This is a genomic window from Kocuria sp. CPCC 205258, from assembly GCF_040981005.1.
Taxonomy (GTDB): domain Bacteria; phylum Actinomycetota; class Actinomycetes; order Actinomycetales; family Micrococcaceae; genus Kocuria; species Kocuria rosea.
This window is the reverse complement of the sequence record NZ_JAVKPS010000004.1, coordinates 226,058-240,586: the sequence shown is the minus strand read 5'-3', so window position 1 is coordinate 240,586 and position 14,529 is coordinate 226,058. Positions and strand designations below refer to the sequence as shown.

At 73.0% G+C, this 14,529-nt stretch carries 12 protein-coding genes and 3 tRNA genes; 7 read left to right on the top strand and 8 right to left on the bottom strand.

Going from position 1 to position 14,529, the window contains the following annotated elements; all coding sequences use genetic code 11:
• Window positions 1-165 precede the first annotated feature (165 nt).
• The gene (locus RF644_RS09465) at window positions 166-2,991 is read left to right on the top strand and encodes an aconitate hydratase (protein WP_368796328.1); all 2,826 of its coding nucleotides are present in this window, start codon (window positions 166-168) and stop codon (window positions 2,989-2,991) included.
• A gap of 167 nt (window positions 2,992-3,158) precedes the next feature.
• Window positions 3,159-5,198 (top strand): 1-deoxy-D-xylulose-5-phosphate synthase, encoded by a 2,040-nt coding sequence (gene dxs, locus RF644_RS09460; protein WP_109243812.1) that lies wholly within the window; start codon window positions 3,159-3,161, stop codon window positions 5,196-5,198.
• Window positions 5,199-5,205: 7 nt separating this feature from the next.
• Here dxs and RF644_RS09455 read toward each other — a convergent pair whose 3' ends face one another.
• The gene (locus tag RF644_RS09455) at window positions 5,206-5,643 is read right to left on the bottom strand and encodes a Rieske (2Fe-2S) protein (protein ID WP_035924026.1); all 438 of its coding nucleotides are present in this window, start codon (window positions 5,641-5,643) and stop codon (window positions 5,206-5,208) included.
• 246 nt (window positions 5,644-5,889) lie between these two features.
• Here RF644_RS09455 and RF644_RS09450 point away from each other — a divergent pair, with 246 nt between their 5' ends.
• Complete coding sequence (locus RF644_RS09450; RefSeq protein WP_368796327.1) at window positions 5,890-6,333, top strand: hypothetical protein; 444 nt, start codon at window positions 5,890-5,892, stop codon at window positions 6,331-6,333.
• 144 nt (window positions 6,334-6,477) lie between these two features.
• On the opposite strand, the gene RF644_RS09445 is transcribed toward RF644_RS09450, so the two are convergent.
• The 3 genes from RF644_RS09445 to msrB all read right to left on the bottom strand — a co-directional run bounded on the left by RF644_RS09445 (window position 6,478) and on the right by msrB (window position 9,083).
• The gene (locus RF644_RS09445) at window positions 6,478-7,773 is read right to left on the bottom strand and encodes an HRDC domain-containing protein (RefSeq protein ID WP_035924024.1); all 1,296 of its coding nucleotides are present in this window, start codon (window positions 7,771-7,773) and stop codon (window positions 6,478-6,480) included.
• A gap of 103 nt (window positions 7,774-7,876) precedes the next feature.
• Window positions 7,877-8,536 (bottom strand): DUF3000 family protein, encoded by a 660-nt coding sequence (locus RF644_RS09440; protein ID WP_368796326.1) that lies wholly within the window; start codon window positions 8,534-8,536, stop codon window positions 7,877-7,879.
• Between the two features lie 112 nt (window positions 8,537-8,648).
• A complete protein-coding gene (gene msrB, locus RF644_RS09435) occupies window positions 8,649-9,083 on the bottom strand; it encodes a peptide-methionine (R)-S-oxide reductase MsrB (protein ID WP_368796325.1) in 435 nt (144 codons plus the stop codon).
• Between the two features lie 168 nt (window positions 9,084-9,251).
• On the opposite strand from msrB, the gene RF644_RS09430 reads away from it, so the two are divergent.
• Window positions 9,252-10,565, top strand: a complete 1,314-nt coding sequence (locus RF644_RS09430; protein ID WP_368796324.1) for an alpha/beta hydrolase family protein — start codon at window positions 9,252-9,254, stop codon at window positions 10,563-10,565.
• Between the two features lie 25 nt (window positions 10,566-10,590).
• On the opposite strand, the gene RF644_RS09425 is transcribed toward RF644_RS09430, so the two are convergent.
• The 3 genes from RF644_RS09425 to RF644_RS09415 are packed head-to-tail and all read right to left on the bottom strand — an operon-like array spanning window position 10,591 to window position 12,460.
• Window positions 10,591-11,082: an aminoacyl-tRNA deacylase gene (locus tag RF644_RS09425; RefSeq protein WP_368796323.1), complete on the bottom strand. Its 492-nt coding sequence runs from the start codon at window positions 11,080-11,082 to the stop codon at window positions 10,591-10,593.
• Between the two features lie 17 nt (window positions 11,083-11,099).
• Entirely contained in the window at window positions 11,100-11,555 is a 456-nt protein-coding gene (locus tag RF644_RS09420; protein WP_035924019.1) for a SufE family protein, read from the bottom strand.
• Complete coding sequence (locus tag RF644_RS09415; protein ID WP_368796322.1) at window positions 11,552-12,460, bottom strand: sulfurtransferase; 909 nt, start codon at window positions 12,458-12,460, stop codon at window positions 11,552-11,554. The genes RF644_RS09420 and RF644_RS09415 overlap by 4 nt, the downstream gene beginning before the upstream one ends.
• Window positions 12,461-12,740: 280 nt before the next feature.
• Between RF644_RS09415 and zapE the strand changes: the two genes are divergently transcribed.
• Window positions 12,741-13,802, top strand: coding sequence for a cell division protein ZapE (zapE, locus tag RF644_RS09410; protein WP_115162584.1), 1,062 nt, complete (start codon window positions 12,741-12,743; stop codon window positions 13,800-13,802).
• 136 nt (window positions 13,803-13,938) lie between these two features.
• Here the strand turns inward: zapE and RF644_RS09405 are convergent.
• Window positions 13,939-14,010, bottom strand: a tRNA-Val gene (locus tag RF644_RS09405).
• Between the two features lie 298 nt (window positions 14,011-14,308).
• On the opposite strand from RF644_RS09405, the gene RF644_RS09400 reads away from it, so the two are divergent.
• Both RF644_RS09400 and RF644_RS09395 read left to right on the top strand, forming a co-directional pair.
• A tRNA-Gly gene (locus RF644_RS09400) sits at window positions 14,309-14,381 on the top strand.
• A gap of 60 nt (window positions 14,382-14,441) precedes the next feature.
• Window positions 14,442-14,512 (top strand) — tRNA-Cys (locus RF644_RS09395).
• The last annotated feature ends 17 nt before the right edge of the window (window positions 14,513-14,529 follow it).

Genomic DNA, 14,529 nt, shown 5'->3' with positions numbered 1-14,529 from the left:
GACGCCGCCGCCCGCTGCGTGACGGCGACCGCCGGGTGACGTTCGGAGTCACCGGGCTCACACGGGCTACACTGGCGGATGACTGTTCACGGGAGAACCTCCGGCCCTTCGCCGGTGTCCTCCCGCGGGCGTTTCCAAGACGGTGGCGAGAGGAGTTCCACGCATATGAGCACAGTGGACAGCTTCGGGGCCAAGGGCGTACTCGACGTCAAAGGCACCGAATACGAGATTTTCCGACTGAACACGCTGGAGGGTGCGCAGAAGCTCCCGTACAGCCTGAAGGTTCTGCTCGAGAACCTGTTGCGCACCGAGGACGGCGCCAACATCACCTCCGAGCACATCGAGGCCCTGGCCAACTGGGACCCCACGGCCGAGCCCAGCATCGAGATCCAGTTCACCCCGGGTCGCGTGATCATGCAGGACTTCACGGGCGTGCCCTGCATCGTGGACCTCGCGACGATGCGCGAGGCCATCGCGGACCTCGGCGGCGACCCCGCCCGCGTGAACCCGCTCGCCCCGGCCGAGCTCGTGATCGACCACTCCGTGCAGATCGACTCCTTCGGGACCTCGGACTCGATCGGGATCAACATGGACATCGAGTACCAGCGCAACGGGGAGCGCTACCAGTTCCTGCGCTGGGGCCAGACGGCGTTCGACGACTTCAAGGTCGTCCCCCCGGGCATGGGCATCGTCCACCAGGTCAACATCGAGAACCTGGCGCGCGTCGTGATGACCCGCGAGGTCGACGGCGTGCTGCGCGCCTACCCGGACACCTGCGTGGGCACCGACTCGCACACCACCATGGAGAACGGCCTGGGCGTGCTCGGCTGGGGCGTGGGCGGCATCGAGGCCGAGGCCGCGATGCTCGGCCAGCCCATCTCCATGCTCATCCCGCGCGTGGTCGGCTTCAAGCTGACCGGCCAGATCCCGTCCGGGGCCACCGCCACCGACGTGGTGCTGACCATCACGGAGATGCTCCGCGAGCACGGCGTGGTCGGCAAGTTCGTCGAGTTCTACGGCGAGGGCGTCGGCGCCGTGCCCCTGGCCAACCGCGCCACCATCGGCAACATGAGCCCCGAGTTCGGCTCCACCGCCGCGATCTTCCCGATCGACGACGTCACCCTCGAGTACCTGCGCCTGACCGGCCGCTCCGACGAGCAGATCGACCTCGTCGAGGCGTACGTCAAGGAACAGGGCATGTGGCACGACCCGTCCGAGGAGATCACCTTCTCGGAGTACCTCGAGCTGGACCTCTCCACCGTGGTCCCCTCGATCTCCGGGCCGAAGCGGCCGCAGGACCGCATCTCGCTCACCGACGCGAAGGCGCAGTTCCACGAGGACATCAAGAACTACGCCACGCACGTCGACGACAACGCCTCCGGCGACACCGTGGACGACGTCGCGGCGCAGTCCTTCCCGGCCTCGGACGCCCCCGGCTACACCGCGGACGACCACCAGTCGGAGGCGGACCGCCCGCGCGAGCACCACGCCTTCGCCGAGGACGGCCGCCCGACCAAGCAGGTCCCCGTGACCATGCCCGACGGCCGCGAGTTCGAGCTCGACCACGGCGCGGTGTCCATCGCGTCGATCACCTCGTGCACCAACACCTCGAACCCGTCGGTCATGATGGCCGCCGCGGTGCTGGCGCGCAACGCCGTCGAGAAGGGGCTCAAGGCCAAGCCCTGGGTCAAGACCTCGATCGCCCCGGGCTCGAAGGTCGTCACCGACTACTACGAGAAGTCCGGTCTGGTGCCGGCGCTCGAGGAGCTCGGCTTCTTCATCGTGGGCTACGGCTGCACCACCTGCATCGGCAACTCCGGTCCCCTCGAGGACGAGATCTCCCAGGCCATCCAGGACAACGACCTGGCCGTGACCTCGGTGCTCTCGGGCAACCGCAACTTCGAGGGCCGGATCAACCCGGACGTGAAGATGAACTACCTGGCGTCCCCGCCGCTGGTCATCGCCTACGCCCTGGCTGGCAACATGGACTTCGACTTCGAGAGCGAGTCCCTGGGCCAGGACGCCGACGGCAACGAGGTGTACCTCAAGGACATCTGGCCGGACCCGGCGGAGGTGCAGAAGATCATCGACGCGTCCATCGACACGGAGATGTTCACCCGCGAGTACGGCACCATCTTCGACGGCGACGAGCGCTGGCAGAACCTGGACACCCCCACCGGAAAGACGTTCGAGTGGAACCCCGAGTCCACCTACGTCCGCAAGCCCCCGTACTTCGAGGGCATGACGATGGAGACGACCCCGGTCGAGGACATCACGGGCGCCCGCGTGCTGCTGAAGCTGGGCGACTCGGTCACGACCGACCACATCTCCCCGGCGGGCTCGTTCAAGTCCGACACCCCGGCCGGCAAGTACCTCATCGAGAACGGGGTCCAGCGCAAGGACTTCAACTCGTACGGCTCCCGCCGCGGCAACCACGAGGTCATGATCCGCGGCACCTTCGCCAACATCCGGATCAAGAATCAGCTCCTGGACGGCGTGGAGGGCGGCTACACCCGCGACTTCACGCAGGAGGGCGGCCCGCAGGCGGCCGTCTACGACGCCTCGATCAACTACCAGGAGGCCGGCGTCCCGCTGGTCGTGCTGGGCGGCAAGGAGTACGGCTCCGGGTCCTCCCGCGACTGGGCCGCGAAGGGCACCTCCCTGCTGGGCGTCAAGGCCGTCATCGCCGAGAGCTACGAGCGCATCCACCGCTCGAACCTCATCGGCATGGGCGTGCTCCCGCTGCAGTACCCGGCCGGGGAGTCCGCGGACTCCCTCGGCCTGGAGGGCACGGAGACCTTCGACATCCAGGGCGTGACCGGGCTCAACGAGGGCACCACCCCGAAGACGCTCAAGGTCACCGCCACGAAGGAGGACGGCTCCACCGTCGAGTTCGACGCGGTCCTGCGCATCGACACGCCGGGCGAGGCGGACTACTACCGCAACGGCGGCATCCTGCAGTACGTGCTCAGGAACATCGCGAAGTCCTGATCCCAGGGCGTTCGCAGCGCGCAGGGGCCCGGTCCGGGAACGGACCGGGCCCCTGCGCGTCGTCGGCCCTGTCGGGGCGAACGAGTAGGATCGGGGGAGCGCGCCGCCCCGGCCCCCCGGGACCGACGGCGCGAGCGACCACGACGCCGAGGACTGCGGGAGAAACCATGAGCGTGCTGGAGCGGGTGTCCGGGCCCGAGGACCTCGCGGGACTGAGCCGCGCGGAGCTGGGCCGGCTGGCCGAGGAGATCCGCGAGTTCCTCGTCACCCACGTCTCCGCGACGGGCGGCCACCTGGGACCCAACCTGGGCGTCGTCGAGCTGACCCTCGCGGTGCACCGGGTCTTCGACTCGCCCAAGGACTCCGTCGTCTTCGACACCGGGCACCAGTCCTACGTGCACAAGCTGCTCACCGGCCGCAAGAACTTCGAGACCCTGCGCCAGGAGGGCGGTCTCGCCGGCTACCCGGACCGGCGCGAGTCGGAGCACGACATCGTCGAGTCCTCGCACGCGTCCTCCTCCCTGTCCTGGGCCGACGGCATCTCGCGCGGCTACGCGATGACCGGTCAGCACGACCGGCACACGGTGGTGCTGGTGGGGGACGGGGCGCTCACCGGCGGGATGGCCTGGGAGGCCGTCAACAACATCGCCTCCGACCGCGACCGCAAGGTCGTCATCGTGGTCAACGACAACGGCCGCTCCTACGCCCCGACCGTCGGCGGCTTCGCCAACCACCTCGCGGAGCTCCAGGCCAGCGTGCAGCAGGGCGTGGACGCCGTGCGCACCGACCGCCGCTACGAGCAGACCCTCGAGACCGTGAAGGACCTGCTGAAGCACTCCGGCCCGGTCGGGGAGATGTTCTACCGCGGTCTGCACGGGATGAAGCAGGGCATCAAGGACGTCGTGGTGCCCCAGGGCATCTTCGAGGACCTCGGCATGAAGTACGTCGGCCCCGTCGACGGGCACGACCTCGAGGCCGTCGAGCAGGCCCTGGGCAACGCCAAGAACTACGGCGGGCCGGTCATCGTGCACGCGATCACCGAGAAGGGCCACGGCTACGGGCCCGCCACCGCGAACGTGGACGACCAGTTCCACGCCGTGGGCGTCATCGACCCCGTCACCGGCCGCTCCACGGCCACGAGCTCCGAGCGCAGCTGGACGGCCGTGTTCCGCGACGAGATCGCCCGGATCGCCGACGAGCGCGAGGACGTCGTCGGCATCACCGGCGCCATGCTCATCCCCGTGGGGCTGCAGAAGATGCAGGCCGCCCACCCCGACCGGGTCGTGGACGTGGGCATCGCCGAGCAGCACGCCATCGCCATGGCCGCCGGCATGGCCTACGGCGGCCTCCACCCCGTGGTCGCCCTCTACGCGACGTTCCTCAACCGCGGCTTCGACCAGCTCCTCATGGACGTGGCACTGCACCGGGCCGGCGTCACGGTCGTCCTCGACCGGGCCGGGGTCACCGGCCCGGACGGCCCCAGCCACCACGGCATGTGGGACCTCGCGCTGCTCCAGATCGTGCCCGGGCTCCACCTGGCCGCACCGCGCGACGAGCCCACCCTGACCGAGGAGCTGCGCGAGGCGGTGGCCGTCGACGACGCCCCCACCGTCATCCGGTACCCCAAGGGCGCCGTGGGCGCCCCCGTCCCGGCAGTCGAGCGGCTGGCGGACGGGGTGGACGTGCTCGCGCGCCGCGGCGGCGAGAGCGGGACCGAGGGCGCCCGCCGGGACGTCCTGCTCGTGTCCGTCGGCGCCATGAGCGCTCTGGCGCTGGACGTGGCCGACCGGCTCGAGGCCCACGGCGTCACCTCCACCGTGGTCGACCCCCGCTGGGTGCTGCCCGTGCCGGCCTCGGTCATCGAGCTCGCCGCCCAGCACCGGATCGTGGTGGTCGTCGAGGACGGCGTGCGCGCCGGCGGGATCGGCTCCCGGATCCGCCAGGAGATGCGGGCGGCGGGCGTCGACACCGCCCTCAACGAGGTGGGGCTGCCCACGGAGTTCCTCCTGCACGGCTCCCGCTCCCAGGTCCTCGCGCGGGTCGGGCTGACCGCCCAGCGCGTCGCCCAGGACACGCTGGCCTCCGTGCTCGGCACCCGTGTGCCCTACGCGCGCCCGGTGCAGGGCGCGGCCGGCGGCCAGGGAGCCGTGCCCGACACGGCCGAGGACGCCCGCGGGGCGTCGCTGCCGCGGTCGCACCGGGGCTGAGCCCCGCTCAGCCGAGCAGGATCCGCCCGTCCGCCACGCTCGCGGGGTACGGCTCCAGCCCGGACTCGGCGGGTCCGGCCAGGACCTCACCGGTCGTGAGGTCGAACTGCGAGGAGTGGCACGGGCAGACGTAGAGCTCCTCCTGCGGGGCCACCATGCACCCCTGGTGCGGGCACACGGGGGAGAACGCGACGACCGTGTCCGGGTCCGGGCGGCTCACGACGGCCTGTACGCCGTCCCGGTCGAACTTCACCGCCGAGCCCACCGGCAGGTCCTCGACGGCGCCCGCGTCCACGGGGCCGGAGCCCGCGGGGGCGGGGCCGCCGCCCGTCGACGGCGGGGCGTCGCCGGCGCACGCGGTAAGTGCCGCGGTCGAGCCGGCCCCGGCCAGGCCGAGGACCGTGCGCCGGGACGGGGCGGACGGGGTGGTCGGGCGCTCGGGCATCGGGGTCCTCTCGACGGCGGGGTGCGGGTCCGCCGTCAGTCTAGGCGCCGGGCCCCACCCCAGGGCGCTGCCTGCCCGAGGGCGCCCCGTGCGGTGATCGCTGTGAGCGGAGCCGCACAGGGCCGGTGTCCGCCGCGCCGGTTCATCAGTAGGATGATGAAGACATCAGTCAGCGGGACGGGCCGTGCACGACCGGCTCGTCCTCGGGCCCGGCCGCCGCGCCGGGACGGACGGAAGGACAGCACCATGATCAAGCGACTCATCTTCGTCACCGGATTCGGGGTCGGCTTCGTGGTCGGCTCGGCCTCGGGCCGCAAGAGCTACGAGGCCCTCAAGCAGAACGCCGTGAAGACGTGGCACGACCCCAAGGTCCAGGAGAAGGTCTCCGAGGGCACCGACTGGGTGAAGTCCGAGGTGCCCGTGGTCGGCGGGAAGCTGGCCGACAGCGCCAAGAAGGCCGCCGACACGGTGGGCACCAAGGCCGCCGACGCCTCCTCGTCCGTCAAGGAGAAGGTCTCCGGGTCCTCGGCCGGCACGGAATCCTCCAGCGGTGCCGCCGCCACCGGGGCTTCGACCACCGGGACGTCGACCACCGGCTACGCCGACCTGCAGGACGCGAAGCCGGTGACCCCGGAGAACCCCCTGGACCCGGCCGAGCCGCACCCGGCCCCCGGCGACACGCAGCACTGACCCGCCGGCGCCCGCCCGCAGCACCGCTGCCGCAGCACCGTTGACGCAGGACGCGGGCCGCGGGGCGAGCGGAGCCCGGCCCGCACAGGAGGAAGGGCCCCGGCCGACGGCCGGGGCCCTTCCTCCGTCCCCGGGGGGAGCGGCTCACGCTGCGGGCTCGTCCTCGTCCCCGACGGGCGGCTGGTCGCGCTCCACCTGGCGCGCCGCGCGCTTGCGGGCCCGCAGCTCCCGCCAGGCCGGGCCGAGGACCGGGGCCGTCAGCTCGACCTGCCACCGGCGCGCCCCGAGGTCCCGCAGGCGGTCCGCCACCGCCTGGTCGGTGGTGCTCTTCGGCGGCTGCCAGCAGAAGCGCCGCAGGTGCTCGGGGGTGAGCAGGTTCTCGGTGGGCAGCTCGTGCGCCTCTGCGAGCTCGGCGACGAGCGGCTTCAGGACCCGCAGCCGTGCTGCGGCCTCGGGGCGCTTGACCTCCCACGCCTTCACGGGCGGCAGGGCGTCGGACTTCACGGTGAAGGGGACGAGCTCCGTGGCCGTGCGGGCCTCGGCGATCGCCCGCAGCCATCGGGGCGCCTCCCGCGCCGCGAGCCGGCCGTGGAAGCCGGGGGTGTCGAGGAGCTGCGGCACGGTGCGCGGCATGGCGGCCGCGGCGGCGACCAGGGCGGCGTCGGGCAGCAGCCGGCCGGGGGCGACGTCCTTGTGCTGGGCGAGCCGCTCCCGCTCCTCCCACAGCCCGCGCAGCGCGGTGAGCTGGCGCCGGCCCTTCACCTTGTTGATCCCCGACGTCCGGCGCCACGGGTCCTGGCGCGGGGGAGCGGGCTCGGCGGTGCGCACGGCCTCGAACTCCTGGAGCGCCCAGTCCAGCTTGCCCTTCTCCCGCAGCAGCTCCTCCATGGCCCAGCGCAACTGGATGAGCATCTCCACGTCGAGCGCGGCGTAGTTCAGCCAGTCCCTCGGCAGGGGCCGCTTCGACCAGTCCACCGCGGAGTGCTCCTTGGCCAGCGTGTAGCCCAGCAGCTCCTCCGTCTCCGCGGCCAGGCCCACGCGCCGGAGCCCCGCGATGCGCCCGCCCAGCTCGGTGTCGAAGAGCCGGTCCGGCTCCATGCCGAGGGCGCGCAGGGAGGGCAGGTCCTGGGTCGCGGCGTGCAGCACCCACTCGACGCCGGAGAGCGCCTCCCCCAGCACGGCCAGCGAACCGGTGGCCTCCGGGTCGATCAGCACGGTGCCCACGCCCTCGCGCCGCAGCTGCACGAGGAAGGCGCGCTGCCCGTAGCGGAAGCCCGACGCCCGCTCGGTGTCGATCGCCGCCGGGCCGGAGCCCGCGGCGACGGCGGCGGCGGCCCGCTCCAGTCCTGCCACGGTGTCGATGACGGGCGGGATCCCGTCGAACGGCGCCGCGAGGTGGACGCTGTCGGGGATCTCGAAGTCCTCGAATCCGGCGACCACGGGGGTCGAGGGCTCGTCGGGCGCGGATCGGCGGTCGGCTGGGCTGGTCAAGGAGCGTCTTCGATTCTGTGTCGGCCCCGGCGGGGCGCGGTCGGTTCGGTGGTCAGCGGCGCGGGTGCAGCACGGTCACGCCCCGGGGGTACGGCGGCAGGCCCGCGAAGGTGCAGACCGTGTCGGCCCAGGCCGCCAGGTGCGGTGCCACGTCGGAGCCGTCGGGCGTCCAGGAGGCCCGCAGCTCGACGTCGGCCCCCTCCTCCTGGTCGCCGAGCAGACCGAAGCCCTCGGCGAGGACCCGGGACGCGGTGCCGCCCTCCCGAGAATATCCGGCCCGGTGGCGTTCCAGGGCCTCGAGGAGCAAGGTCCACGCGTTCGCGCCCGCCGTGTCGTCGCAGCCGATCTCGCGGCTCGCGGCCGCGCGGGCCCAGGTGACGATGCGGAACGGTCCGCCCCACGCCGTCGGCTCGGACGGGTCGTGCAGGAGCACGAAGCGTCCCGTGGCGAGCTCGTCCTCCGGGGCGCCGGGCGCCCGGTCCGGGACGGCGGCCGCGCCGGCGGCCTGCGCCGCCGCCGGACCGGCCGTGAGGGCCGGGGCGCGCGACGGTGCGGGGGGTCGGCGCACCTCGGCGCGCACCGCGGCCGCGAACGGCGCTAGGTGCGTCGGGGCCGGGATCGCCGTGAGCTCGACGCCCTCCCGGTGGCCGGTGCGGCGCAGCTGCTCGAGGGCGTCCTGGAAGTCCTGGTACACCTCGGTCAGGCCGTTCACCGCGCTCACACTGGAAGGGTAGGCCGTCGGGGCGTCCCGGCCCCTCGTGCCACGCCGCGAGCGCGCGATCGGCGTGGTCCCGGTCACCCCGGTCCCGTCCGGGCGGGTCCGCTCAGGAGCCGGCGGGCACGAGGCGGACGGAGACGGAGTTGATGCAGTACCGGAGGTCCGTGGGGGTCGGGAAGCCCTCGCCGCCGAAGACGTGGCCCATGTGCGAGTCGCAGGCGGCGCACCGGACCTCCACCCGCTCCATGCCCAGGGCGGTGTCCTTGATGTAGCGGACCCGGTCCTCGGCCAGCGGCGCGTAGAAGGAGGGCCAGCCGCAGTGCGCGTCGAACTTGGTGTCGGAGCGGAAGAGCTCCGCCCCGCACGCGCGGCACTCGTAGACGCCCTCGGCCTTCGTCTCCCAGTACTCGCCGGTGAAGGGCCGCTCCGTGCCCGCCTCGCGCAGCACGTGGTACTCCTCCGGGGACAGGATCGAGCGCCAGTCCTCCTCGGTCCGTCCGGTGGCGTCGGGGCGGTCGCCGTGCCTGGTGGTCTTGCTCATGGTGTGGTCCTCCGGGATGTGGTCGGTGCTCCGGGCGGCGGTCCCCGCACGGGGCCCACCCGGCGGTCCGCACGGGGCGGCGCGGGGCCTGCGGGGCGCGGACCGCCCGGCCAGCACAACGACGCGTCCCTCCCGGTTATGCCCGGGCTGCATGGAAGACTGGGGGGCATGCCCCGTCGCCCCCTGCCGGTCCCCGCCGCCCCCGAGCCCCAGTCCGCGACGCAGTGGGCGCGCGGCGCCGTGGTGGGCGCGGCCGTCACGGTGGGGGCGGCGTCCCTGTCCTTCGGGCTCTCCAGCGCGGCGGCCGCCTACTTCGCGCGGCAGGTGGTGGTCCCGCCGAAGTACCGCTCCGAGGACCTGCAGATCCTCGGCGTCACCCGCACCGGCGAGGACGGCGACCCGTCCGCGACGACGCTCGTGCGGCTGCCCGCCACGGTGGACACGACCGTGGCGGGGACCTACAGCCTGCGCTTCGAGGCGGGCCGCGGTCACGCCCGGATCGGCGCCATCCGCTCCTACTCCCCCCGGGAGGGCACCGTGACCCGGGTGGTCGAGGAGGTCTACTCCGGGGACCTCTCCTGGGCGACCCGCGGCTTCTGGTCCGGGACGGTCTACCCGGACCCCGGGGCGGCGGGCCTGCCGTTCGAGGAGGTGGAGATCCCGATCGAGGTCGGGCCCGCGCCCTGCTGGGTGGTCCCCGCGGAGGGCGGGCCGACCCCGGAGGGCGAGCGGCCCCGGGTGCTCCCGGGTCCGTGGGCGATCATGGTGCACGGGCGCGGCGCCAACCGGATGGAGACGGTCCGTGCCGTGCCGGTGGCGCGGGAGCTCGGGCTGACCTCCCTGCTGATCTCCTACCGCAACGACCGGGAGGCGCCGCCCACGCACGACTTCCGATACGGGCTGGGCTTCACGGAGTGGAAGGACGTGCAGACGGCGATCAGCTACGCGAAGTCCCGCGGCGCCACCCAGATCGTGCTCTTCGGCTGGTCCATGGGCGGGGCGATCTCGCTGCAGACGGCGGACCTGTCCTTCTACCGGGACGACATCGCGGCCCTCGTGCTCACCGGCCCGGTGGTCGACTGGTTCGAGCTGATCGCCCACCACTCCCGCTCCCGCCGGATCCCCTCGGGAATCGGCCGGCTGGCCACGAACCTGATCTCCCACCCGGCGGGGCGGATGCTGACCGGTCTCGCCGCTCCGGTGGACCTCCAGGCCCTCGACTGGCTCTCCCGGTCCGAGCACCTGCGCACGCCCACCCTGGTGCTGCACTCCGTGGACGACGAGTTCGTCCCGGCCGCCAGCTCCCGCCGGCTCGCGGAGCTCAACAGGCTCGTGGAGTTCGTGCCCTTCGCCCGCGCCCGGCACACCAAGGAGTGGAACGTGGACCCGCAGCGCTGGGAGGACGCCGTGCGGCGCTGGCTGCCCGCCCGGCTGGCCCAGGACGCCGGGACCCTCGGGCCCGTGCGCGCGCAGCGGAGCTGAGGTCCGGTCCGGACCGCGGCGCGGGTCAGGAGCGCAGCGCGGCGGTGCACCCGCCCGTGAGCCGTAGCAGCTCGGCCGGGGGCAGCTCGACGTCGAGCCCGCGCCGCCCGCCGGAGACGAGGACCGTGGGCCAGGCCTCCGCGGAGTCGTCGAGCAGGGTGGGGGAGGGCGTCTTCTGCCCGAGGGGCGAGATGCCGCCCACCACGTACCCGGTGCGCCGCTCCGCGAGCCGGGGCTCGGCCAGGGCGGCCCGCTTCCAGCCCAGGGCGGCCGCCGCCGCGCGCAGGGACAGCCGCGCGGAGACGGGCAGCACGGCGACCGCCCAGTCCCGCTCGTGCACGACCAGCAGCGTCTTGAACACCTGGCCCGGGTCGCGCCCCAGCGCGGCGGCGGCCTCCAGGCCGTAGGACGCCGCCGCCGGGTCGTGGACGTACTCGTGCACGGTGAAGGCCACGTGCTCGAGCGCCAGGAGCGCGACGGCTGCGGTGGGGCCCGCCCCCCGGGACGCCTTGGCCATGCCGGTCCCCCGGGGCCTCAGGCGTCCTGGAGCTCGCGGACGCGCCGCTTGATCCGGGCCAGCATCGCGGACATCCCGCGCATCCGCAGGGGCGAGACCAGCTGGGTGAGCCCGAAGCGCTCCGGCAGGTCGTCGGGGACGTCCAGGACCTGCTGGGCCGGGAGCCCGTCGAGGCCCTCGTGCAGGATCGAGGCGAAGCCGCGGGTGGTCGGGGCCTCCGCCGGGGCGGAGAAGAACAGCCGCACCGGGGCGCCGGGGCCGGGGACGGCGCCCTCCTCCCACTCGACGGTCAGGAACAGCGGCGACTGGCACTCGACCACCTGCTCGAGCTCCTCCGGGTGCTCCCCCAGGCGGTCCGGCAGCGCCGGCAGGGAGCGGGAGAAGTCGAGCAGCAGCTCGAGCTTGTCCTCCTGCGGCACGGCGGTGAAGTCCGCGACGAGCTCCTCGAGCTGGGCGGGCAGGGCCCCGCTCATCGGGCCGACCCCGGGACCTCGCCGGGCTCCTCGCCGCGGACGATCGGCACGCGCACGGAGTTGCCCCACTCGGTCCAGGAGCCGTCGTAGTTGCGGACCCTGTCGTAGCCCAGCAGGTGCTTGAGCACGAACCACGTGTGGCTGGAGCGCTCGCCGATGCGGCAGTACGCGATGATGTCGTCGTCGGGGGCGAGCCCGACCTCGTCGCGGTAGATCGCCTCGAGCTCCTCGCGCGAGCGGAACGTGGCGTCCTCGGCGGCGGCCCGCGCCCACGGCACGGACGCCGCGGTCGGGATGTGCCCGCCGCGCAGCGTGCCCTCCTGGGGGTACTCGGGCATGTGCGTGCGCTCGCCCGTGTACTCCGGCAGGGACCGGACGTCGATCAGCGGCTGCTCGCCCAGGTGGGCCAGCACGTCCTCCTGGAAGGCGCGGATCGGGGCGTCGTCGCGCTCGACCACGGGGTAGTCGGCGCGCTCGGGCACGACCTTCTCCGTGGACAGCTCACGGCCCTCGGCGACCCACTTGTCCCGCCCGCCGTTCATGAGCCGCACGTCCGGGTGGCCGAACAGCTCGAACACCCACAGCGCGTAGGCGGCCCACCAGTTGGACTTGTCCCCGTAGACCACGATGGTGGTGTCGCGGGAGATGCCCTTGCGCGCCATGAGCTCGGCGAACTCCGCGGCGTCGACGTAGTCCCGGGTGTCGGGACGGTTCAGGTCGGTGTGCCAGTCGATCTTCACGGCGCCGGGCACGTGGCCGGTCTCGTAGAGCAGGACGTCCTCGTCCGACTCGACCACGACGACCCCGGGGTCGTCCCGGTGCTCGGCGACCCACTGGGTGGACACGAGTCGTTCGGGGTGCGCGTACTGCGCGAATTCTTCGTTGTTCTCCACGGCAACGCCCATGGGGACTCCTTCCGGGGTGGGGATCAGGGGAACGGGTCCTCGCGGACCGGCTTCCCCTCCAGGGTAGTGGTCCCGGCGGCGGACCGCCCCCGCCGGGGAGCCGCCGGGGCCCCGGCCCGGCCCTGCCGCGGCCCCGGCGCGGCGGTGCCGCCGCCCTGATGACGCGGCGGGCGCGCCCCGGGCGACGAGGAGCCGGTAAAATCGCCGGAGCACGCGCGTGCGCCGCTCGGCGCGCCGAACCAGCGAACCGCCGGGCGCGGCGGACAGAGAGGTCTCCCAAGTGAGCATCCAGATCGAACACCTCACCGAGCGGCGCCCCCAGGTGTCGGCCGACGAACTGCTGTCGGCGTTCCGGCCCTCGGAGCGCTTCGGGGAGGTCTCGTTCGACACCTACCGCCCCGACCCGCAGCAGCCGTCCCAGGCGGAGGCGGTGCGGGAGCTGCGGAAGTTCGCGGAGTCCGTCAACCGCTCGACCGGCTCCGGCGGCGGGTTCTTCACGAGGCTCTTCGGCGGAGGCCCCCGCAAGGACGAGGTCCGGACGGGGATCTACCTCGACGGCGGCTTCGGGGTGGGCAAGACCCACCTGCTCGCGTCCCTGTGGCACGCGGTCCCCGGTCCCAAGGCGTTCGGCACCTTCGTGGAGTACACCAACCTCGTGGGGGCCCTGACCTTCCGCAAGGCCGTCGACGCCCTGAGCGCCTACAGCCTCGTGTGCATCGACGAGTTCGAGCTCGACGACCCCGGGGACACGGTCCTCATGTCCCGGCTGATGCGCGAGCTCGCCGACTCCGGCGTGCGGATCGCGGCGACGTCCAACACCCTGCCCGGATCGCTCGGCGAGGGCCGCTTCGCCGCGCAGGACTTCCAGCGGGAGATCCAGGTGCTGGCCGACCAGTTCGAGGTGCTGCGCATCGACGGCGAGGACTTCCGCCACCGGGGCCTGCCGCAGGCCCCGGCGCCGCTGTCCGACGGCGAGCTCGACCGGGCCGTGGAGGAGCACTTCCCGGGCCGCGTCGTCGCCGCCGACCGGTTCGCCGACCTCGTGGAGCACCTCGCGAGCGTGCACCCCTCCCGGTACCGCAAGCTCCTCGAGGGGATCGACGCCGTGGTCTGGCGCGACGTGCACACCATCGAGCAACAGGCCGTCGCCCTGCGCTTCGTGGTGCTGGCGGACCGGCTCTACGACAAGAACCTGCCGATCATCGCCTCCGGCCGGCCCTTCGACGAGGTCTTCACGGCCGAGATGATGGCCGGCGGCTACCAGAAGAAGTACTTCCGCGCCGTCTCCCGCCTCACGGCGCTGGCCCGCGAGGGCATCCTCGGGGACGTCTCCGCGGTCTGAGCGCCCGCACCCCCTCCGGGCGCCGCGGCGCCCGGAGGGACGGGTCCGGCGCCGGGCCCGCGCGTCGTCTGGACGCACCGACGACGACAGAGGGCCCCGGCTGGAATTCCAGCCGGGGCCCTCTGTGCACTGCTCGTGCGCGATACTGGGTTCGAACCAGTGACCTCTTCGGTGTGAACGAAGCGCGCTACCACTGCGCCAATCGCGCTCACTGCTCGAAAACCATAACCCACATCCCGGCCGCGGGCCAATTCGGGGGCGGGCACGGTCCGCCGGCACCCACCGCGCCGCGGCTCCCCGGGGGATTTGGCGTTTCGGAAAAGGGTCCCGTAAAGTCTCCACCTGTCAGGAACACCGACGGGTTCCGGCGAGCGGAGCGGCTGCGAGGCCGCCCGGGACACCGATCCCGTCGACCCCTGCACGCCCCGGACCGGCGCGAACACCGCCGGAACGGTTGTGCTAGAGTTCCTGATCGGAAGATCGAGAGATCGGCCGAAGCAAGACATGCGGACGTAGCTCAGCTGGTAGAGCACCACCTTGCCATGGTGGATGTCGCGGGTTCGACTCCCGTCGTCCGCTCGCAGTGATCGGCATGAACGATGTCGTGACCGACGGCCCTGTCCGCAAGGACCAGGTCCCGGTGGGGTGGCCGAGTGGTTAGGCAGCGGCCTGCAAAGCCGTCTACGCGGGTTCGAATCCCGTCTCCACCTCGGTGCACACCCACCAC